Genomic DNA, 21,033 nt, shown 5'->3' with positions numbered 1-21,033 from the left:
CGCCTGGGGGCGAGGGTGGTGGGCGAGGACGGGCGTCTGGTTGCGGTGTCGGTGACGGCCGCGGTGGATGAGGCCACAGGCTGCGTGCTGGCCGCGGTGCTGCACCCGCAGGAGTCCGATGTCCAACTGTCGGTGCTGCTGGCCGAGATGGCCGTGCCGCGGCCGCTGCGCGCGGGATGGCCGGGGCTGGTGGGCCGGGCGCACGAGGGCTGGCCGCGTCGGCTGCTGCCGCTTCAGTCCCGCATCGAGGCGACGGCAGCCCGGCCGGCGGCCGTTCCCGAGACGCTGGTCCTGGATGCCGCAGGGCCTGCTGTCACGTCGTGGTTCCTCACCGTGTGCGAGGACCTCGGCGTCAGTGTGGAATTGGCCCGTCGAAGGGGGCACAGCGCGCCCGGCGTGCTCGCCGGAGCTTTCACCCGGTACGCGGCCGGTCTGGCCGACGCCGCGCGACCTGTCGCCGGGCGCGGGGAGGACGACGCGGGAGCGGCGGGAGGTTGGTTCAGCCTGCCGCACCTGCAAGATCTGCTGGATGAGTGGATCACAGCGAGGTGGCACACGCGCCCTCAAAAGGCCTTGCGGCATCCTCTGCTGTCCGCAGCGCCCCTGACGCCCGATGAGATGTGGCGGGTGCTGCTCGGTGCGACCGGGGCGGTGCCGCTGCCGTTGAGCGGGCGGCACTTCGCCGAGCTGTTGCCGGTGCGCCGTGCGGCGGTCACCGAGGCCGGGGTGCGCCTGGGGCGGCGCCTGTATGACGGGGAGTGCCTCAATGAGCACCGCGGACGGTCCTGCCCCACCACGGACGACGGCCGGTGGGAAGTGCATCACCACCCCTACGACGTGGGGCAGGTCTGGATCCGGTTGCCCGACGGTCTCCTGCATCCCCTGTGCTGGACCGATCAGGCGCATGTGCAGCGGCCCTTCGACGCCACCGTGCACCGCCGGATCACGCACGTCCTGGCTGGCCGCAGGAGCGACACAACAGTCTCCGGGGCGGCTCCAGGCACCGGCGCGGGGGGTCAAGCCGTCAGGCCGAGAAGCCAGGTGGACGATGCAATGGCTGTGCGTGAACCGGGCAGCGGCCCGGCTTCCAACGCCACCGCCGGTGGGGGCAGGAGTTCGGGTTGTGGGACGCGCAGGCGGAGGCCGGGCAGTGGTGAGCGCGCGCGGCGGCCGCCCGGTGGCTGCCGCCCGGCACCGGCAGGTGAAGCTGGGGGCGTATGTGATGTTCGAGGGCCGCGCCTGGCAGGTGGCCGCCGTGGCAGGTGCGTCGGTGCGCCTGGTCGACGAGGACGGGCGGACGGCGTCGGTGCTGGCCTCGTTCCTGCTCGCCGATCCCACGTTCACGGTGGTGGACTCCCCCGCTCCCGGGGTGGTGCCGTGGGGGCTCATGGAGTCGGTGCCCGTACGGGAGCGGGAGCGCACTCTGGCCTGGCAGCGGCACATCCGCGAGATCGAGACCGGGCTGCCCGGCGGTCCGGTAAGCAGCAAGAAACCCCGGCCCGAATACGACCCCGAGCAGCGGTCGATGGCCGAGCGGGAGCAGGCCAAGGCCGAGGAACTCGCGCAGCTGGGCTGGCCGCAGGTCAGCCGGGCCACTGTGCGCCGTATGCGCGCCCGTTACCACGCGGGCGGCGTCATGGGGCTGGTCCCGCAGCGCAAGCCGTCACGTGCGACAGGGCGGGCCGATGAGCGGGTGGTGGCCGCCGTGCTGGAGGCACTGCGCCGCCAGCGCGGCCGCTCCAGGGGCACCTTGAAGGGGCTGCGGCAGCTGACCGGGCAGATCCTCGCCGACATCCATGGTCCGGGTGTGGTGGCCTTGCCTGCGCCGTCGACGTTCAACCGGCTGGTGCGGGTACTGGCCGACCCGCTGGAGCATCCCGGCCGACCCGCCCGCACCGCCACCACGCCGACGCGGCCCTTCACACCGACGATCGCGCTGCGGCCGGGCGAGTTGGTGCAGGTCGACACGACCCGGCTGGATGTGATGGCCGTGGGCGAGGACGGCCGGCCGGTGCGCCCGGAGCTGACCATCGCCCTGGACGTGGCGACGCGGTCGGTGGTGGCGGCCGTGCTGCGCGAGGAGAGCACCCAGGCGGTGGACGCGGCCCTGCTGCTGGCGGAGATGGCTGTGCCCCACCCGGCTCGGCCCGGCTGGCCCGAACATCTGCGGCTGGCCCATGCGGCCGTCCCCTACGACCGGCTGCTCGCCCTCGATGCGCGCCTGGAGCAGGCTGCGGCGCGGCCGGTGGTGGTGCCCGAGACGATCGTCATCGACCGGGGGCGCGTGTTCGTCTCCGCCGCGTTCCTGGCCGCCTGCGAGACCCTGGGCGCCAGTGTGCAGCCCGCCCCGCCGCGCTCGCCGACCGCCAAGAGTGCCGTCGAGCGGACGTTCGGGAGTATCAACTCGCTGTTCGCGCAACACGTTGCCGGCTACACCGGCTCCCACGTCCTCGAGCGCGGTCACGCGGTGGAGGACGAAGCGCACTTCACCGTGGCTCAGCTGCAGGAGCTGCTGGATGAATGGGTCACCGCGTGCTGGCAGCACCGCCCCCACGACGGGCTGCGCCACCCGGTCCTGCCCAAGAAGGCACTGGCCCCGAACGAAATGTGGAGCGCGCTGCTGGGCGCCTGCGGGTATGTGCCACTGCCGCTGACCGGCGACGACTATCTGGAACTGCTGCCCGTACGCTTCCACCCGATCACCGGCCGCGGCATCCGCATCAGCTACCGCACCTACGACCACGTCGTCCTCAACGAGCACCGAGGCCGTCCCTCCCCCATCGGCCCCGGCGGCAGGTGGGAGGTCCACCTCAACCCGCACGACGTGCGGCAGGTCTATATCCGCCTGCCCGACGGGCGCCTGCACGAGATCCCGTGGATCCACCGCGACCACGTCCACGCCCCGATGAGCGAGACTGCGTGGCGCCACATCCGCGCCGCCCTGGACCGGCGCGCAGGCCGCGAGCGGCACGAGGCCGACCTGGCCGAAGCAGCCGACCAGGTCCTGCGCCGGGCCCGTCCCCGGCCCGGCCCCGGCGCACCCGCCGCAGCGGCGGCGGGGCCACGCGGCAACGACACGCACGCCGGGCCCGCAGACGGCGGAAGAGGACACGCCAGCCGAGGACAGTCTCGATGTCCTCGGAATCCACTTTCCCCATGCTGACGGCCACCCCGACGACGGTGAGGAACTCTCTCCGCCTGGGGGCCGCTACGCGCTGTACAACGCCCTTGAGGAGGCAGAGCACTGGTGACCACCAGCCCCCGCACCACACCCCCCGCCGAGGATGCCTCCCCCGGGACGGTCACCACCTTCGACGCGTTCGCCCGGTTCGCCCACGCCGCCCCGCCCGCTCCCCCGCAGCCGGGCCAGTCGGCACGCTCGCTGGAGGAACGCCTGTCCTACCACTCGCAGTTCGTCACCGTGCGTACCCCGGCCATCGAGAGCCTCTCGCGCAGCGTGCGCACGCTGATGATCCTCGGCCGCAGCCAGAGCGTCACCGTCCGCCCGTCCCTGATCGTCACCGGGCCGGCCACCACCGGCAAGACCACCGCACTGCTCGAGGTCGGCCGGACCTGCCACCTCGCCCACACCCGGCGCGCCGCGCCGGGCGACACCAGCGTGCCCGTGGCGTATGTGCTGGTGCCGCCCGGCGCCACCGCCAAGACCCTGGCCTGCGAGTTCGCCCGCTATCTCGGTATCCCCGTCACCACCCGCATGACCACCGCGCAGATCACGACCGCCGTCTGCCACACCTACACCGCGGCCGGCATCAAGCTCGTGCTGATCGACGAGATCCACCGGCTCAACCCCCGCACCTCCAACGGCGCGGAGGCCGCCGACTGGCTCAAGGACCTCACCGAGCGCGTCGGCGCCACGTTCGTGTACGCGGGCATCGACGTCACCGCCAGCACTGTCTTCAGCGGGGTCCGCGGTGCGCAGCTGGCCGGACGCGCCTCGCTCATCGACTGCGGGGCACTGCCCGCACGCGCCGGCGAGCGGGAACCGTTCCGTGAGCTCATCGCCGCGCTGGAAGCGGCCCTCGACCTGCACGCCCACCGCACCGGCAGCCTGCCCAGGCTCGCCCCCTACCTGCACGAACGGACCGCTGGGCGCATCGGCAGCCTCTCCCGCCTCATCCGCCAGGCGGCCATCGAAGCCATCCTCGACGGCCAAGAACGCATCACCAAGACACTGCTGGACTCCATCGCGCTGGACCACCTCGCTGAGGAGCACTACCGGCCCCGAACCCCGACAAGCCGCCGCACCCGACCCAGCCGGTGACCGCGCACGCCTGGAACAGCCCTGTGGTGCGGGCACGCACCATGTGGCCGCCCCAGCCCGGCGCCCTGCGGACCAGGCCCCTGCCCCGCGAGTCAGCAGCCTCCTGCCTCACCCGCCTCGCAGGCACCTACCAACTGACCGCCGCCCAGCTCCTCGACGGCCTGGACATCACCACCACCGGCACCTTCGCGTCCCCGCCCGCCACCGACATCCACCTCAGCGCCGAAGCCGCCCGCCGGCTGTCCGCCTTCACCCGCACCCCTCCCGCACACCTCACCCGCGCGCTGGCCCGTCAGCCCCCACCCGCCTCCATCGGCACGGCCCGCGCCGCCATCGCCCGCTGGCAGCCCGTCCCGCCCGCCGTGCAGCCGCTGCCGGCGTGCACCGCCTGCACCATCCGCCGCAGCCCGCACCAAGCCGCCCCCGCGTGGATCCACCCAGCGCCCAACTCGCCCCGGGTCATGATCTGCACCCGCCACCAGCAGGCTTCCAGCGACTCCCGGCAGCCCGCCCCGCTCGACATCCGCCCCGTCCCCGAGCTCACCCGGCCCCGCCCCACAGCCCGCCGCGCGACGACGGCCTCCCTGAGCTGGGCATCGACGATCACGACACGCTGGTACGACCACCAACAGCACCTGCACCAGCGGTGGCTCACACGCCTTGACCGCCTCACCAACGCCAACCCCCACATCCCCCCAGGCCCGGCCTCCCCAGCCCTGACCTGCCGGAACCTGATCACCTACCCCGAGACCCTCGCCCTCGCCGCTGCCCTTGACCGCCTGCCCCCGCACCCCCTGACCCGCGCGCAGCAGACCGTCTTCCTCCGCCGCCTGGCCGACCGCCTCCAGCTGCCCCGCCTCGCACCCGCCGACCACGACCTGCTCTGGCAACGCCTGCACGCCCGCTAAACAACCCGCTCCCACCAGCCAGGAACAGCCGCCAACTCCCCCTACCTATAGGCGCGCCGACCACACTGCGCAAAAGCCGGCATGACGCTCAGCTCACTGCGCAGAACAAAACGACCAGCTCAACCCACATATCGCCCATCGCCAACGCCTCGGCCCGGCGTAAGCCTCCCCAGGAATACAGACGTACCACTCAGTACAGCTGAGCAACAGCAGGTCACAACCAAGATCAATTAGCCTGCACGACAGGTACACCACATCGCGGACGCCGGGTTCTGGAACAAGCTCACCGCCGCCCGCACCTACCACGCCATGACCGGCAGCCTCGCGGCGCTAAAAAACGCGGTTATCGACGAGGTCGCGGTCGGACAGTGGCTCGCCAACCTCCGGAAGGAGGGCGGCCTCGGGGCCAATCCGGAGCGGGCTGCCGAGCGGCGCCGGGCACTGGAGGCCATCGACCCGGACTGGAGCCCCCGCTGGCCCGTCGACTGGCAGCGCCACTACGCCGCCGCACGCACCCTTCTGGGCAAAGAGCAGCGCACGGCGGCCGTGCTTCTGCCCGGCGTCACCGTGAACGGCTGCGACGTCGGCACCTGGGCCACCCGCCAGCAGAACCCCGCCGTCTGGAACACCCTGCTCCCCGAACAGCGCGCACGCCTGGAACCCCTCGGCATCACACCGCCCGCACCGGCCCCGGAGGAAACCGCAGCGCCGTCCACGGTACCCGTGAGCGCCTTCGAGCGAGGGATCGCCGCACTCACCCAGTACCAGGCCCGCACCGGCTCCGTGACGGTCGCCAGGGGCCACGTGGAACGGCTCAACGACGGAACCGAAATCCGCCTCGGGGTATTCGTCAGCAACCACAAGAGCCGCCGGGGCAAGCTCACCCCCGACAAGCTGCGGACGCTCGCCAGCCTCGGACTGGAGTGGGCGGACCATCAATGAACCCCGGCGGGCCTTGTCTCAGGGGCCCCAGGGCCGGCGCTGTGGTGGCGCGGGCCACGTCGGGCCTGAGAGTCGAGCGATGTCTGGTAGCGGCGCAGCGCCGCATCGAGACCTGTGATGGTTGTCGTACGATGGCTGGATTCGAAGGAAAAGGCTGTGGGCACTGCTGGGCGTCGACGCTGTCGATGAGCAGGACTGAGGGCTCGTACGCGGTGCCGGACGGACCGCCACTTCTTCTCCCTGAAGGAGTGCGCGATGGTTGTCCGACGTACGGAAACGGTCGACGAGGTTGACGTTCCCCACGAGTCCTCTCGTTCGCCTCGTTCCCTGCGGGACGCGTGGATAGCCCTTGCCGGGCTGTCGGCGGTGTTCCTGTTCGAGATGCTCGACAACTCGATCCTCAACGTCGCCCTGCCGACCATCGGCCGACAGCTCTCGGCATCGACGACAGCGTTGCAGTGGGTCACGGGTGTGTACGCCGTCGTCTTTGGCGGACTGATGCTGGCCTTCGGCGCGCTGGCCGACCGGGTTGGCCGCCGCAGGATCATGCTGGTCGGGCTGGTGCTGCTAGGTGCGGCGAGCCTGGCGACCGCGTTCGTCACCACGGCGGAGCAGCTGATCGCGGTCCGTGCGGCGATGGGTGTCGCGGCCGCGATGACGACGCCGGGCTCCCTGGCCCTGGCGTTCCGGCTGTTCGACGAGGACGAGCTCCGGGTCCGTGCGACGACGTTGATCTCGACCGTGGGGCTGGTCGGACTCGCGATCGGGCCCACGGCCGGCGGTTTCGTCCTCGCGTTCGCTCCGTGGGAGGCGCTGCTGCTGGTGAACGTGCCGATCGCCGTACTCGCCTTCCTTGGCATCCGGCGCGGCATCCCTGCCGACCGGAAGGACGAGGTGCACCGCGACCCCGTCGACGGGCCGGGTGCCCTGTTCGGCACGGCGGCGATCGTGTCCGCGCTGGTCGCACCGACGCTGTTCGTCGACACGGGAGCCGCATCCCTTGCTCCCTGGCTGGCCGCAGCAGCGGCCGTCGTGATGGCCGTGCTGTTCGTCGTCCGCGCGCGCCGCGCCCGCCATCCGCTGCTCGACCTCAAGCTCGTCGCCCGCCCGCTCGTGTCCAGCGGGCTGGTGTTCAAGGGCGCATCAGGACTCGCCGTCGCCGGCCTCGGCTACCTCGTGACCCTCCAATTCCAGCTCGACTGGGGCTGGACACCGGCCCAAGCATCCCTGGGAATGCTGCCGCAGGTCGTCGTACTCATCGGCGGCGGTGCCCTCATCGGCCCGCTGCTCAAGCGCGTGGGCTTCGACAAGGCAGCCTGGCTCGGCGCCGTATCCGTCGTGTGCGGACTCGCCGTCTACGCCCTGCTGGGCCGCTTCGGGTACGTGTGGGTCGCCCTCGCGCTGGTGCTCGTCGCTGCCGGGATGCGCGTGGTGGGTGTCGTCGCCGGGACTAACGTGATGCGTGGCCTGCCGGCCAGCCGCACCACCATCGGAGCGGCGCTCGTCGACACCTCCAGCGAAGTCGCCACGGGAATCGGCATCGCCGTCAGCGGGACCATCCTCGCGGCCCTCTTCACCGGCAACATCGCCACCAAGAACTGGAGCGCCCGCCAGACAGCGGAGTTCGGCCATGCTGTCACCCTGGCTGGTCTCCTGCTGACGGCTGTGGCCGCCGCACTGGTGGGCTGGGGCATCGCCCGCGCACGTCGCGGCATGGACACCACGACACCATCGCCCGCGGCCGATCCCGACGGCGAGTAGGAAGGGACCGGCTGCAAGGCGACAGGACCCGTTGCAGACCGCGGCGTGCGGTACTGGCTTGGATGTCGCCAGCCCCGCCTCACCGCCTGCCTGTCGTCAAACGATCGTTTGACGACAGGCACGGCCGGACTGTCCTCGCGAGCGTGGGCACGGTGTCAGTCGGCGATGCGGATGACGATCTTGCCGAAGGCGCCGCGGGCGAGGTGTTCGTACGCCTTGATCGCGTCGTCGAAGGCGTAGACGGTGTCGATGACCGGGTCGAGGCCGTTCTTCTCGATCCAGGCGTTCATGTCGAGGAAGGCGCGGCGGTGGCCCACGGCGATGCCGCGGATGGCGGCCTGGCTGTAGAGGAGGGGCAGGACGTCCAGGGGGGCGGTCATGCCGCCGAGGAAGCCGACCAGGGAGATGTGGCCGGCGGCCCGGGTGGCGTGGACGGACTGGTTGAGGTTGTCGCCGCCGACGACCTCGATGACCTGGTCCACGCCTTCGCCGTCGGTGAGTTCGCGTACCTTCTCGGCCCAGTCGGGCGTGGTGCGGTAGTTGATCAGATCGGTGGCGCCCAGGGCGGCTGCCTTCTTCAGCTTGTCGTCGCTGCTGGAGGTGGCGATGACGCGGGCGCCGAGGGCGGTGGCCATCTGGATCGCGAACAGGGACACCCCGCCGGTGCCCTGGGCCAGGACGGACTGGCCGGGCTGCAGGTTGCCGTACTCGACCAGGGAGAACCAGGCGGTCAGTGCGGCAATCGGCAGGGTGGCGGCCTGCTCGTCGGTGAGGTTGGCCGGGGTCGGTACGGCCGAGTTCGCTTCCAGGATCATGTACTCGGCAAGGCCGCCGTCGATGGGGCCGCCGAGCTGCCAGTCGGGTTCGTCCCGGGCGGGGGCGCCGTCGAGCCAGTGCGAGTAGAAGTGCGACATGACGCGGTCGCCGACCTTCCACTCGGTGACGCCCGGGCCGAGCTCGGCGACGACGCCGGCGGTGTCGTTGACCGGGATCAGGTTCTTCGGCATCTTCTCCGGGTTGTAGACGCCATCGACGATCGCCTTGTCGCGGAAGTTCAGGGAGACCGCGGAAACCTTCACGAGGATCTCGCCGGGGCCGGGCTTCGGGGTGGGGCGCTCCGCGAGGCGGAGGTTGTCCAGGCCGAAGTCTTCGAGCTGCCAGGCACGCATGACACGTGCTCCTTTCGTTTGTGTGGGAGGAGGAGGCGGTGGGAGCGGCGCGGCCGGTCTCAGGCGGTGGTGTCGTCGTGGGTGACGGTGACGACGATCTTGCCGACCTGGCCGTTGGCCTCCATGTAGCGGTGGGCCTCGGCGATGTCGGCCAGGTCGAAGGTCTTGTCGACGACGGGGGTGAAGGAGCCCGAGGCGAGTCCGGCGTTGATGAACGCGACGGCGCGGCGCAGCCGCTCGGGGTCGCCCGTGATTTCGAAGAGGGTGTAGGTGCTGGTGTTCAGCGCGGGGAAGGACTGTGCGTGGGGCAGCGGGGTGGGGCGCGGGTCGAGTGCGCCGTAGACGACCAGGTGGCCGCCGGGGGCGATGCCCTGGGCGAGGGTTTCGACGCCGGGTCCTGCGATCGGGTCGAAGGCCAGGCGCACGCCCGTGCCGCCGGTGATCTCCGCTATGCGTGCGGGCAGGTCCTCGTCGTCGGTGACGATGACGTCGGCCGCGCCGGCGTCCAGGAGGCGCTGCTTCTTGTTCGCGCCGCGGGTGGTGGCGATGGGGATGGCGCCGATGTGGCGGGCGATCTGGATGGCGGCCAGGCCGACGCTGCTGGAGGCGGCGGTGATCAGGACGTGGTCGCCCGGACGCACCTCTCCGCTTTCGGCGAGGGGGCCGTAGGCGGTGATGCAGGCCATCCACACGGCCGCCGCGGTGACGGCGTCCACCTGTGCGGGGCGCGGGACGACGGCTGCGGCCGGAAGGACGACGCTGGTGCCGTAGGTGCCGTACTCGCTCTGCAGGAACGCCGGGACGACAGCCACCGGGTCGCCCGCGGCGAAGCCGCTCACGCCTTCGCCCACCGCCTCGATGACGCCCGCGGCCTCATAGCCCAGCGTGGAGGGGAAGACCGGCTGGTAGAAGTAGGCGCCTTCGCGGTACATGATCTCGGCCCGGTTCAGGCCGATCGCGTCGACCCGGATGCGTACCTCTCCCGCGCCCGGAGCGCGGGAGGCGACATCACGGAGGGCGAGGACCTCGGGTCCGCCGATCCGGTCGAACTGCACGAGCTTTGCCATGGTGCACCAGCCCTACGGGGAGAAAACGAGAGAACACCGGATGATCCCGGCACGCCTTCCACTCTGCCCCAAGCTTTGACCACGGTCAAATTACGATGACCATCAAAGTATGTACCTGGTACGACTCCCCCGGCAGGGTCAGGTGGCGTCCGCTGCCTCTGCGGCCAGGGCCTCCAGCACAGCCGGCAGCAGCCCCGGGAACCTCTCGTCCATCTCGTCGGTGCGCAGCGCGTTCATCTTCGCCGTCCCCACGTAGTACTGACGGATCACCCCTGCCTCGCGCAGCACATTGAAGTGGTGCGTCAGCGTCGACAGCGACACCGACGTGACGAAGCTCCCGCAGCTCAAGTCCGCACCCTCACCCGCCAGCTGGGCTACCACCGACCGGCGCACCGGGTCCACCAGCGCCTCCAGAACCTGCTGCAGCGAGACCTGCGACAGGTCGGGATGCTCCACCATCCTAGGGGCGGTGCGGGGACGGGCCACGGGGGACTCCCTGAAGTGACTGATGAATATGACCGTCCCATACTACGACCACCATCGAAGCACAGGTCGACGCTTCCGCCCGGCCTGCCGCTTCGACGCGGTGCCGGTCCGGACCGCGCACCGCTCAGCCGTCCGGGTCGTCGTGGCCGGGTCGGGGCATACGGCTGGGACCCCGACCCGGCCCTCACTCCGAGACCGCGGCCCACCGCCGGGGGCACGTGGGCTCGGCACGATGCTGGCGGCAAGATCCAGGTCGAAGCGCCGGTTCATGTCCAGCCCGAACCGGCCGCAGGGATCCACGTGCGTCCAGAACAGCGGAGACAGTGCGCGCCGGTCCGCGTCAGTGAGGGTGTCGGCCCACTTCGGATCGGCGAGGACCTGCTCACCAGCAGCGTGCTGACGTGGACCGAGGCGAACCGGAACAGGTGCAGCGCGAGCATGCTGACCCCCTGGGCCTCCTTCTCCGAGCAGACCAGGTCGCCGTCCTTGAGAAAGTCGCATACAAACGCGGTGCGCACGGCCCTCCCCGCAGCGGCCGAGCCGGACCGACGACACGACCGGCGACCGGGCCCGACGGCCCGGCGAGCAACCCCAGCGGCGAAGCGGCGGACCGACCGGCACGACTGGGCCCATTGATCCGGGCATGGTCGGGGAGCGGGACGGGGCACCACGCTCTCGCGGGAGCCAGGCCGGGGCGGCACGAGGCCGGGCCGGGGCGTTCCTTCGGCGGCCGGGGCGCGGCGGTGGGGATGGTGCGGCGGTGGGGATGGTGCGGGCGGGACGCGGTGCCAGACAGCCGCTCGGGACCCGGGGCACGAAGGCCGGGCCCCGCCCCTTCTGCCTACCGGCCGCGTCCGGTCCGGCGGGCAGGAGCGGCCTGCCGGCGGTGGGCGGGGACGGCGGCCTCCGCCCCGGTGGCCGGGGCGCGGTCGGCCGCCGGAGTGGGCGCGGTCGCGGTGGTGGTGGAGCGGGAGCGGGCGGCGGCAGGGGAGACGCGGGGCCCGGCCGTGGGAGTGCCTGGTGGGGTGGTCAGGGCGGTGAGGGTCGCGGCCGGTGAGGCAGGAAGCGGGTCCCTGCCCTCCACGCGGGATGGTCAGCCAGGGCTTTCGACCCTGCGCGCAGGCCCTGCTCGCCGTCCGGGCACTCGCTCCGTGATCGGCCATCGGCGGACCAGGATGGGGTAGGTGGTGCCCCAGGTCAGGACTCCGGCGCACCCATCCGGGCTCAGCCCATGACGAGAAGAGTGCGGTGTCGTGACGGTCTTTTAGATGTTTTTGGTGTGAATCTGCCTCTATGGTTTCGACATCGAAGGTTGCTCAGTCGCCCGTCGTCCGACAGCGGATCGAGATCCGAGAGCGGCTCCCGTTCTCCGACGCGCAGGACTTCGAGGACGCCAGGCGGGGTTTCATCGCCCGCAAGGTGCCCGGCGCTGTCATCGACGCCTCCGGCACCGTCGTGTGGGACAGCGATACGTACGCCTTCCTCCAGGGTGAGGCTCCCGACACGGTGAACCCGAGCCTGTGGCGGCAGTCCCAGCTGGTCGCCGAACAGGGCCTGTTCGAGGTAGTCGGAGGCATCTATCAGGTGCGTGGTCTCGATCTGTCGAACATCACGTTCGTCGAGGGCACTACCGGCGTCCTCGTCATCGACCCGCTGATCTCCACCGAGACCGCCGCCGCGGCTCTGGCCCTCTACCGCGAGCACCGCGGCGAGCGCCCGGTGACCGGCGTCCTGTACACGCACTCGCACGTCGACCACTTCGGCGGCGTGAAGGGCGTCACCACGCAGGAGGACGTCGATGCCGGCCGGTGCCCCGTGCTCGCGCCGGAGGGTTTCACCGAGCACGCCGTGGCGGAGAACGTGTATGCGGGCACCGCCATGGGGCGCCGGGCCGCCTACATGTACGGGGCCGCGCTCGCCCGCGGACCGCAGGGCGCCGTCGGCGCCGGGCTCGGGCAGACCACCTCCACCGGCACCGTCACCCTGATCGCGCCGACCCTGACCGTCACCAGGACAGGGCAGGAGGAGACCGTCGACGGTATCCGGATGGTGTTCCAGATGGCGCCCAACACCGAGGCGCCCGCCGAACTGCTCATCCACTTCCCGGACTTCAGGGCACTCTGCACGGCCGAGGACGCCACCCACACGCTGCACAACATGCTCACCCTGCGCGGCGCCGTGGTCCGCGACCCGCACGCCTGGTCCCACGCGCTGACCGCGACCATCGATCTCTTCGGCGGGACGACAGACGTCGCGTTCGCCTCCCACCACTGGCCCACCTGGGGCCAAGAACGGGTGAACGCCTTCCTGGGCGTCCAGCGCGACCTGTACGGGTACCTCCACGACCAGTCACTGCGCCTGATCAACAAAGGCTGGACGGGCATCGAGATCGCCGAACACCTCCCCCTGCCGCCGGCACTGGAGAACTCCTGGAGCGCCCGTGGCTACTACGGCTCGGTCAGCCACAACCTCAAGGCCGTCTACCAGCGCTACATGGGATGGTTCGACGGCAACCCCGCCCACCTGTGGCAACACCCGCCGGTCGAAGCCGGGAAACGCTACGTCCAGTTCATGGGCGGCGCCGACACCGTCGTGGACAAGGCGCGCGCATCGTTCGAGGCGGGTGACTACCGCTGGGCGGCCGAAGTCCTCAGCCACGTCGTCTTCGCCGACCCCCAGCACACCGCGGCCCGCGATCTGCTCGCCGACACCTTCGAACAGCTCGGCTACGGTGCGGAGAACGGCACCTGGCGCAACTTCTACCTTTCCGGCACCACCGAACTACGCCAGGGCCGGTTCGGCACCCCGACCGTCACCGCGTCACCCGACGTCATCGCCCACCTCACCCCCACCATGCTCTTCGACGCCATCGCCATCCAGATCGACGGCCCCAAGGCATGGGACGAGAAGCTCACCATCGACGTCCACCTCACCGACGCCGACGAACGCTACCGCCTGACCCTGTCCAACGGCGTCCTCAGCTACAGCAACGCCCCGCACAAGACGGCCCCCGACACCACCCTCACCAGCACCGTCGGTGCCCTGTCACACCTGACCATCACCGGCCTCACCCCCGAAGGCCTCGACCGAGCCGGCGTCCAGGTCGAAGGCGACGCCTCGGCACTCCACCGCCTCACCGCCGTACTCGACCCCGGCGACCCGAACTTCCCCATCGTCACCCCCTGACCACCCCACACCGGCCGAACAGCAGAGCCCCGCCCCACACGGGCCACCGCTCCGCACCGCCGTTCCCGCCGAGCGCAGCGGTGATCGTCGGACACCCATAGGTGCCGTCCGATCCCTGGTGCACCGCCCGTAACAGGGCGGGCCCGTTCCGCGGCTACCTGATGCCTGTAGCAGAAACTCGATCGAGCCCAAGGACGCGGTGCCCACCGAGCTGATGTCCGTCGACATCCTGGAACCAGGGCCCTGCCCCTGGACGAAAAGCGGGCTGCACGCCGTCCGGATCCGCGTCCGGCTCACTCGAAGACCGCCCAGGAATCAGTCGCCGGTCGCCCAGGGCGAGGGTCAGCTGCCGCTGCGGAGGCGGGCGCCGCCCGGTGGAGCATCGTCCGGCGGAGCGATGTTCCTTGCGATGAGCCAACTGCGCATACTCAGAGGGCCGTTCAGGGGGAGCTCGGCGGCGGACAGGCGTGTCGGCGGCCCTGCACGGAAGCGGCCCGCATCGTGGGGGCAGCTGCCGTGATCGAGCGGTGGCACTCGAAGCTCGGAGAGCTCCATGTTGAAGCTGAGAAGCACAGTGGTTCTGGCCGCGGCCGCGGGCGCCCTGGTGTTCGCCGGCGCCGGAACGGCCGGCGCGGACGCCGGAGCGCAGGGCGCCGCCTTCGGCTCCCCGGGCGTGCTGTCCGGCAACGTCGTCCAGATCCCCATCCACATCCCGATCAACGTGTGCGGGAACTCCATCAACGTCATCGGCCTGCTGAACCCGAGCTTCGGGAACTCCTGCGTCAACGGCGGCGGCCACGACCGCGCCCGCGACGAGCACCAGAACGACAAGGGCTCCGAGGGCTATACGGGGAACTACAGCAAGTAGCTTCCGGGAGCTGCCCGGCTGGAATGCCCTGGGGGCCCCGGTCAGGTGGTGCCGACGGTGACGAACCCGGGCGGGGTCCCAGGGGACCGCTTCCCCGGCCGGCCTTCCGTCCACACTTCCCACGCCGGTCCGCGCCGGTGCCGGGCAGGATTCCCTGCCCGGCACCGGCGCCTTCGTTCTCGACTCCGCGGCAGTGCGACATCAGCTCCTGGTACCAGGCCGGGAATGAACCGACGAGCGAGGTCTGGTGGTGGTGTTCACGCGGAGGAAGCACTGTGGTTCGTTGCGCCCCTCCCCCGTGGTGTGCGGCGCCCCAGCAGCCCGGGCCGAGTCCGAATGCCACGCCGTGCTCTGCCTGCCTTGGGCGAGTGGATGCATCACGGGGCAGCGGCATGTCGCCCGTGTGCAGCGCGGGAACAGTGGATCATCTGATCACGGCACCCGGGCGAGCTTGCTGGGCTGTCCGTCGTCCCGGGCTCTTGGGTGAAGCCGTCACGTCACCCACCCGAGAGCACGTCGAAGCCGGACCCCGCTGGCCACCGCCGCCGTCGACCGACTCCTGCACCACGCCCACATCGTCCTCACCGAAGGCTCCAGCCTGCGGCTGAGCCAAGCCACCACCGTCCCGCTGAACCATTCAAGCTGATCCTGACCTGCTCAGGCGGCTGGCTCCGGCAGATGACCGAGGTGCTCCATGACCCGCTTGCGCAAGAGAAGGTACTCGTCCCAGCGACGCATGGGGCCCGGCGGGCGCTCGACGACACGGGCCTCGGTGACAGTCTCGCCCCGCTGGAACTGCTCGCGCGTCACATCGAGCTCGACACCGCTGGGCAGCCGGTTCCACCAGTGGAAGCCGTGCTGATGCCGATCAAGATGCACTTCGCCGACCACGAGATCACCGCCGAATATGTCATGGACGATCAAGGCGGCGATATCACAGTGGCCCCAGGCAGGTTGTCGGCCGTCCAGGCGATACCACTCAGATCGCTCGGTGAACAGGTGTCGGCAGCCCAACTGGCCCGCAAGGCTTTGTCGAGGTCGAGCCAGTTCCAAGGAATCATGCCGGCAACATCGCAGCCACCACTGACATCGCCGACGCGACGGCCCATCCCTCCACCCTCACACACTCCATCCGAGGGACGAACAGTCATACCGGACAGGGAGATCGACTGTCCGCCTACAAGGACCTGAAAAGGCCGCTCACCCGGACGGCCCGCCGTCCGTGGACACGGGCTCCTCCAAATGCGCCTGCCCGCGCAGGATGTCGGCCTCGGACATCGGCAACGTCACCTCGGGGACGGCCGCCCAGCGGTGAGCAATACCGGCGACGAACCATGCCGCTCGGCCTATCGTCCGGTCATGGCGTACGAGAAGATCCCGGAGACCCAACCCCCAGCCCTCGACTGGGAACATGGGACCGGACTGATCGGCGTCCACGACCCGGCTATCGTCGACGCGGCCTTCGAACGCGGTGAACGCCACGCCGGTATCGCCGTCATCGGGCTCGCCCTGCACCACCCCGATCCCGGAGCCATCCTGGCCCGCGTCGCCCAGGCGCTCCGCGCCACAGACCCCACGCGGCAGCATCAAGGCACCGTGGCGCTTGCGCACGTCGCGCGACTGCACCACACCGTCGACCGGGAATGCCTTGCCCTGCTGCGCACCCAGCCACGCGGCAACGAAGCCGACGACGATCTGTGGGACTTCGTCCCACGCCGCAATCTTCCCTGGTGGCTCTGGCGCCACCAACTCCCAGGACAGGCCAAGTGGTATCTCTTCGAACGCTGGCGCCACTGACTGTGCCCAGACAGGTGGCTACTCGCCGGGAAACGATCACCGACAGCGTGGGAATCACAACGCCATCTCCCGACAGACCTGCTGATCAGCGACTTCCCTGACACGGACTGAATGGCTGCAACGCAAGTAGTGGGAGAACGTCCCGTACTCCTACGCAACGCATAGGCGCAGGTCACCGACGATTCGGATGCCACGCCGGTCGCTGAACCGGACTTCGGCCACATGGTCCGGCTCGGCTGGGTCCGCTTCCCGCAGCCGATCGAGGTATCCGCTTCGGCACCAGCCGGCCGGAGCCGTCGACGTCGCGCTCTACACCACGGCATCCGTCGACGCGGTCCTCCCCGCCCACCCGGAGGCCGACTGGGAGCAGCTGCGCACGGTGGAGAGAGGCCGGCGCTCTCCGATCGCGGCGCTGCGCCCGGAACCGGAACCCGTACCGGCGTAAGCCTCCGAGGTCTTGTGCCCGCCCGCGTCCCACGCCGCCCGGGAGGGCGGACCGGTTACAACAGCGCCTCGATGGACAAGGCCACCCGCCTGTCCTCGTCCGCCTGGACCGAACGCGACATCGTCACCGTCCAGGATGTCTCGGGCGACGGCGTTACCGACCTCGTCTACCGCACCGATGTCACCGGCAGGCTGCTGCTCCGCAAGGGCATCGCGGCCTCTGGCGGCGGTGCGAACCTCACCTCGCTGGCCGCTGAGGCCAACTCGGCAGGGGGCGTGGACACCGAGTACGGCGCCTCCGGCTGGGGCAGCGCTGGCATCCCGCATCTGATCGGCACGCCGGACGTCAACGGGGACGCGATCCCCGACATCTGGACGGTGCGCTCCGACGGGTCCGTGAGGTTCTACGCGGACGGCAGGACCGTGCTCACCGGCTCCGGCACGCAGATCATCGGCGCCGCGAGCTGCTGGAAAACGCGTATTGCTGTCTGCTGACGCCGCGCGGGGCGCAGGGGCGGAACGGCAGCACGTCCGGTTCCGTCCCAGGCCCCGGTGGTGAACAGGGCGTGCAGCAGCGTGGTCAGGATCTCACTCGACTCTGTCGGGGATCTTGGAGTGTCCCGGTGCGGCAGCAGGATCGAGGGGCATGCTCGGGTAGTTCCGCTGACCGATGCAGCTGTCGAGGCGCCCATTGCCTCTTCGCTCCCGTTCCAGTGATCAAGTTCCGCCTTTGACCGCGCGGATCGCGCGGGCGGGCAACCCGGGTGGCACGACGGTGATATGGGTGCGTGACCGGCTGGACGGGCTGTGGTGCGACGACGACTTCGCCGACTGGTACTCCAGGGACGGGCGTCCGGGGCTTTCGCCCGCTCAGCCGGCCACTGTCCGCGTCCTGCAGCTCCTTCTCGGTGCGTCGGACCGGCAGGACGCCGAGGCGGTTCACTGCCGCATCGACTTCAAGAGATCGTCTGGAAACTGCCAGTGCCGACCTCGTCCGGGCCGATGGTTCTGAGCTGTGTGCAAGGTACTTCTCCGGCTGGAAGAGCTGCTCTTCCACGCGGCTCCGGAGATCACGGTTGCCGCACGGCGCCCAGAAAACTCGTCCGCGGAACACCACCGGCGCAGACCGGCCATCATATCCAGGGGCGCCGTGCCGTCCGAACGCGCCAAGCGCGAGCACGCCCCGGCCCTCGCCGCGGGCACGGCTGCCAGCTCGCCCAGGCCGACCAGGGAGCGGCCCGGGTGACGGCGCCCCCGGGTCGGCAGGAACGGGGGAAGGGGGGTGGTTTCGGAAACCGGCCCCCGCCCGTGGTGAGAACGGGCCTCGGGGTCCCGTCCTCACCACCCACGCTCCCCGCGCCGGGCCAACGCCACGCCGGCCCCCGGGCGAGCCGGCTGCTCCCCGAAGCCATAACCCCCACCCCCACCCCACGGTGCCACGCCACCAGCCGCCGACCGCACCGTACAGCGCCGCACCGTGCGACTTCCGACCACTCACCAGCGCCCGCAGCGGTATCGTCGAGACCCCTGTTCTGACGGGGCATCGGACACGACTGTGGGGGCGGAACAGTGGCAGTTTCGAGGGCGGCGCGCGTCGCCGTGTGGGTGGTCGCCGTGGTGGCGGGCATGGTGTCGGCCGGGCTCGTCGTGGCGCTGGTGGTGGACCCGGACATGGCCGACCGGACCGCGAGCGTCACCGGGGCCGTCGTCGGCCTGGCCGCGTTCGTCCTCGCCGTGGTCACCCTCGTCCGCAGCCCCGGAACGAGTGGTGGCGGGCGTCGGGTGCGCGGCGGGCGGGGCGGGATCGCCGCCGGCGGGAACATCACCGGCAACGCCATCGGCGACCGGTCGAGAGTCATCGGCCCCCCGACAACGGCCGGGCCGGGTTCCGCGGGTGGTCAGGACGCGGACGTGCGCACCGGAAGGGACGGTATCGCCGCCGGCGGTGACGTCACCGACAACGCGCTCGGCGACGACAGCGAACGCCGATGACCCCCCGGTGGCCACGCCGCCGCAACGGTGACGACGAAACCGGAGAGGTAGCCTCGCCCGAAACGCCTCCGGTTCCCCAGCTCGCGCCGGAGCAGCATGTGCGGGTGACAGCCCGCAGCGGGATCGCCGTGGGAGGCGACGCCTCCCACAACGCGTTCGGGCAGGGCAGTCAGGTCGTCGACAACCGGCAGACCCACATCCACCACACCCCGCGCGAGGTGTCGTGGCCGCTCGAAATCGGCGCCGTCCCCAGCCTCGCCAGCGCGTTCCAACCGCGCGCCGCACTCCGTGAACAGGTGGACGCCGCGCGGGCGCAGGGGTCGTCGGCGGTGCTGACGCAGGTGCTGTCCGGCGGCGGCGGCGTCGGCAAGTCACAGCTCGCCGCCGCGTACGCAGGCGAAGCGCTCCACGGCGGCACCGACCTCGTCCTGTGGGCACCCGCCGTGGAAGTCCAGCAGGTCATCACCCTCTACGCCCAAGCCGCCAGTCTCGTCGCCGCACCCGGGGCGACGGGTGAGAATCCGGAGACCGACGCGCGGGCGTTGCTGGCGTGGCTGGCAACGACGAGCCGGCGGTGGCTGGTCGTCCTCGACGACATCACCGACCCCACCGGGATGGGCCCCTGGTGGCCGGCCAGCCGGAGTGGCACCGGGTGGGTGCTGGCCACCACCCGGCTCCACGACGCGGCCCTCACCGGCAACGGGCGTAAACGGGTACGGGTCGACGTCTACACACCGGACGAAGCCGCCGCTTACCTCCGCACCCGGCTGACCGACGACGACGCCGGGCACCTCCTCGACGACACCCTCGACGACCTGGCCGCAGCGCTCGGACATCTGCCGCTCGCGCTCGGGCACGCCGCCGCCTACATGCTCAACCAAGACCTCACCAGCGCCCAGTACCTTGCCCTCTTCAACGACAGCTCTCGCCGTCTGGAACACGTCCTCCCGAAGACGGCCGACGCCGAAGGCTACGGGCGGCAGATCGCCACCACCCTCCTCCTCTCCCTCGACGCCGCACAACACACCGAACCCACAGGCCTCGCCCGACCCGCACTCCAACTCGCCGCACACCTCGACCCCGCCGGACACCCCCACACCCTCTGGACCACCCCCACCGTCCTCGCCCACCTCACCGAACACCGGACCACTCCCCCGGACACGGACGAAAAGGCACCCGACGTCACCGTCGAAGAAGCCGAGGCAGTGCTGCGAGTCCTGCACCGGTACGCACTGATCAACAGCGACCGACGCCAAGAACCCCGCGCCGTCCGCATCCACGCCCTCACCGCCCGCGCAACACGCGAAACCACCCCCACCGGCACACTCCCCTCCCTCGCCCAGGCAGCCGCCGACGCACTCCTGAACATCTGGCCCCACCCCGACCAGGCCCATGCCGAACTCGCCGCCGCCCTCCGCTCCAACACCGACCACCTCCACCAGCACACCGATGGCTTCCGGTACCCCCAAGGCCGTCGGGTCTTCTCCAGGGCCGGCCAGAGTCTGCTTGACGCCGGACTGTACGCAGTCTCCGTCGCTCACTGGGAACGGCTCAGTGCAGCTTGCCTGCGTCTGCTCGGTCCTGAGAACCATGAAACCCTCCGTGCGCAGAGCCACCACGCTCTCTCCTGCATGGAGGCGGGGAGATTCGATGAGGGGATCACGCTCGGCGAGCGCACGGTCTCCGAGCTCTTACGGGTTCTTGGCTCTGAACACTCGGAAGTTCTCACCGCGTGCGCCAACCTTGCAGTGGCTTACGCGCGGATGGGTCGGACTGACAAAGCCATCATCCTGGGCGAGCGTGTCCTCGCCGACCGCGAGCGGATCCTCGGTCGTGAGCATCCTGCCACTCTTGACATCCGCGGCATCCTCGCCGGCTTGTACGGACAGGCCGGGAGAATCGGCGATGCCGCCCTGTTGCAGGAGCAGGTGATCGCAGGGTACGAGCGGATGTCGGCGACGGATCAGCCAAGTGCCCTCAGCGCCCGCAACAACCTCGGATACATCTACAGACAGGCAGGTCGAACCGCCGAAGCCATCGTCCTCGAAGAGGGCCTGCTCGCCGACCGGGAACGAATCCTCGGAAACGACCACCCCGACACCCTCCTCACCCGCAACAACCTCGCAACCAG

General features: G+C 70.6%; 14 protein-coding genes and 3 pseudogenes. 13 read left to right on the top strand and 4 right to left on the bottom strand.

From position 1 onward, the window contains the following. The first annotated feature begins 1,150 nt into the window (after positions 1-1,150). From Q0994_RS32895 to Q0994_RS32875, 5 genes are all read left to right on the top strand, one after another. Positions 1,151-3,163: a DDE-type integrase/transposase/recombinase gene (locus Q0994_RS32895; protein WP_299542198.1), complete on the top strand. Its 2,013-nt coding sequence runs from the start codon at positions 1,151-1,153 to the stop codon at positions 3,161-3,163. Between the two features lie 84 nt (positions 3,164-3,247). Then, complete coding sequence (locus Q0994_RS32890; RefSeq protein ID WP_299542196.1) at positions 3,248-4,282, top strand: TniB family NTP-binding protein; 1,035 nt, start codon at positions 3,248-3,250, stop codon at positions 4,280-4,282. A gap of 26 nt (positions 4,283-4,308) precedes the next feature. Further along, complete coding sequence (locus Q0994_RS32885; RefSeq protein WP_299542194.1) at positions 4,309-5,190, top strand: TniQ family protein; 882 nt, start codon at positions 4,309-4,311, stop codon at positions 5,188-5,190. 255 nt (positions 5,191-5,445) lie between these two features. Next, positions 5,446-6,132, top strand: coding sequence for a helicase associated domain-containing protein (locus tag Q0994_RS32880; RefSeq protein ID WP_363325598.1), 687 nt, complete (start codon positions 5,446-5,448; stop codon positions 6,130-6,132). 255 nt (positions 6,133-6,387) lie between these two features. Next, a complete protein-coding gene (locus tag Q0994_RS32875; RefSeq protein ID WP_299542190.1) occupies positions 6,388-7,893 on the top strand; it encodes an MFS transporter in 1,506 nt (501 codons plus the stop codon). A 155-nt stretch (positions 7,894-8,048) separates the two neighbouring features. On the opposite strand, the gene Q0994_RS32870 is transcribed toward Q0994_RS32875, so the two are convergent. The 3 genes from Q0994_RS32870 to Q0994_RS32860 all read right to left on the bottom strand — a co-directional run bounded on the left by Q0994_RS32870 (position 8,049) and on the right by Q0994_RS32860 (position 10,588). Continuing rightward, the gene (locus Q0994_RS32870; RefSeq protein ID WP_299542188.1) at positions 8,049-9,062 is read right to left on the bottom strand and encodes an NAD(P)-dependent alcohol dehydrogenase; all 1,014 of its coding nucleotides are present in this window, start codon (positions 9,060-9,062) and stop codon (positions 8,049-8,051) included. 59 nt (positions 9,063-9,121) lie between these two features. Further along, positions 9,122-10,129, bottom strand: a complete 1,008-nt coding sequence (locus Q0994_RS32865; RefSeq protein ID WP_299542186.1) for a zinc-dependent alcohol dehydrogenase family protein — start codon at positions 10,127-10,129, stop codon at positions 9,122-9,124. Between the two features lie 138 nt (positions 10,130-10,267). After that, positions 10,268-10,588: a helix-turn-helix transcriptional regulator gene (locus Q0994_RS32860; protein WP_299542184.1), complete on the bottom strand. Its 321-nt coding sequence runs from the start codon at positions 10,586-10,588 to the stop codon at positions 10,268-10,270. A gap of 1,320 nt (positions 10,589-11,908) precedes the next feature. On the opposite strand from Q0994_RS32860, the gene Q0994_RS32855 reads away from it, so the two are divergent. The 3 genes and pseudogenes from Q0994_RS32855 to Q0994_RS32845 all read left to right on the top strand — a co-directional run. Next, the gene (locus Q0994_RS32855) at positions 11,909-13,801 is read left to right on the top strand and encodes an alkyl/aryl-sulfatase (protein WP_299542182.1); all 1,893 of its coding nucleotides are present in this window, start codon (positions 11,909-11,911) and stop codon (positions 13,799-13,801) included. Positions 13,802-14,354: 553 nt separating this feature from the next. After that, a complete protein-coding gene (locus tag Q0994_RS32850) occupies positions 14,355-14,669 on the top strand; it encodes a chaplin (protein WP_299542179.1) in 315 nt (104 codons plus the stop codon). Between the two features lie 532 nt (positions 14,670-15,201). Further along, a pseudogene (locus tag Q0994_RS32845) lies at positions 15,202-15,315 on the top strand (ATP-binding protein); the annotation flags it as partial. 11 nt (positions 15,316-15,326) lie between these two features. On the opposite strand, the gene Q0994_RS32840 reads toward Q0994_RS32845, so the two are convergent. Beyond that, a complete protein-coding gene (locus tag Q0994_RS32840; protein WP_363325597.1) occupies positions 15,327-15,593 on the bottom strand; it encodes a hypothetical protein in 267 nt (88 codons plus the stop codon). A gap of 435 nt (positions 15,594-16,028) precedes the next feature. Between Q0994_RS32840 and Q0994_RS32835 the strand changes: the two genes are divergently transcribed. The 5 genes and pseudogenes from Q0994_RS32835 to Q0994_RS32820 all read left to right on the top strand — a co-directional run. Next, the gene (locus tag Q0994_RS32835) at positions 16,029-16,466 is read left to right on the top strand and encodes a hypothetical protein (RefSeq protein WP_299542177.1); all 438 of its coding nucleotides are present in this window, start codon (positions 16,029-16,031) and stop codon (positions 16,464-16,466) included. 210 nt (positions 16,467-16,676) lie between these two features. Next, positions 16,677-16,911: pseudogene (locus tag Q0994_RS34235) on the top strand (hypothetical protein); the annotation flags it as partial. Positions 16,912-16,961: 50 nt separating this feature from the next. Continuing rightward, a pseudogene (locus Q0994_RS32830) lies at positions 16,962-17,405 on the top strand (hypothetical protein); the annotation flags it as partial. Between the two features lie 1,074 nt (positions 17,406-18,479). After that, complete coding sequence (locus Q0994_RS32825) at positions 18,480-18,902, top strand: hypothetical protein (RefSeq protein ID WP_299542175.1); 423 nt, start codon at positions 18,480-18,482, stop codon at positions 18,900-18,902. A 104-nt stretch (positions 18,903-19,006) separates the two neighbouring features. Continuing rightward, positions 19,007-21,033 (top strand): tetratricopeptide repeat protein (locus tag Q0994_RS32820; RefSeq protein WP_299542173.1); only part of this gene is annotated, 2,027 nt, incomplete at its 3' end.

Origin of the sequence: uncultured Streptomyces sp., from assembly GCF_947488945.1 — a bacterium.
Classification (GTDB): Bacteria; Actinomycetota; Actinomycetes; order Streptomycetales; family Streptomycetaceae; genus Streptomyces.
This window is presented reverse-complemented; position numbering and strand designations above follow the sequence as displayed.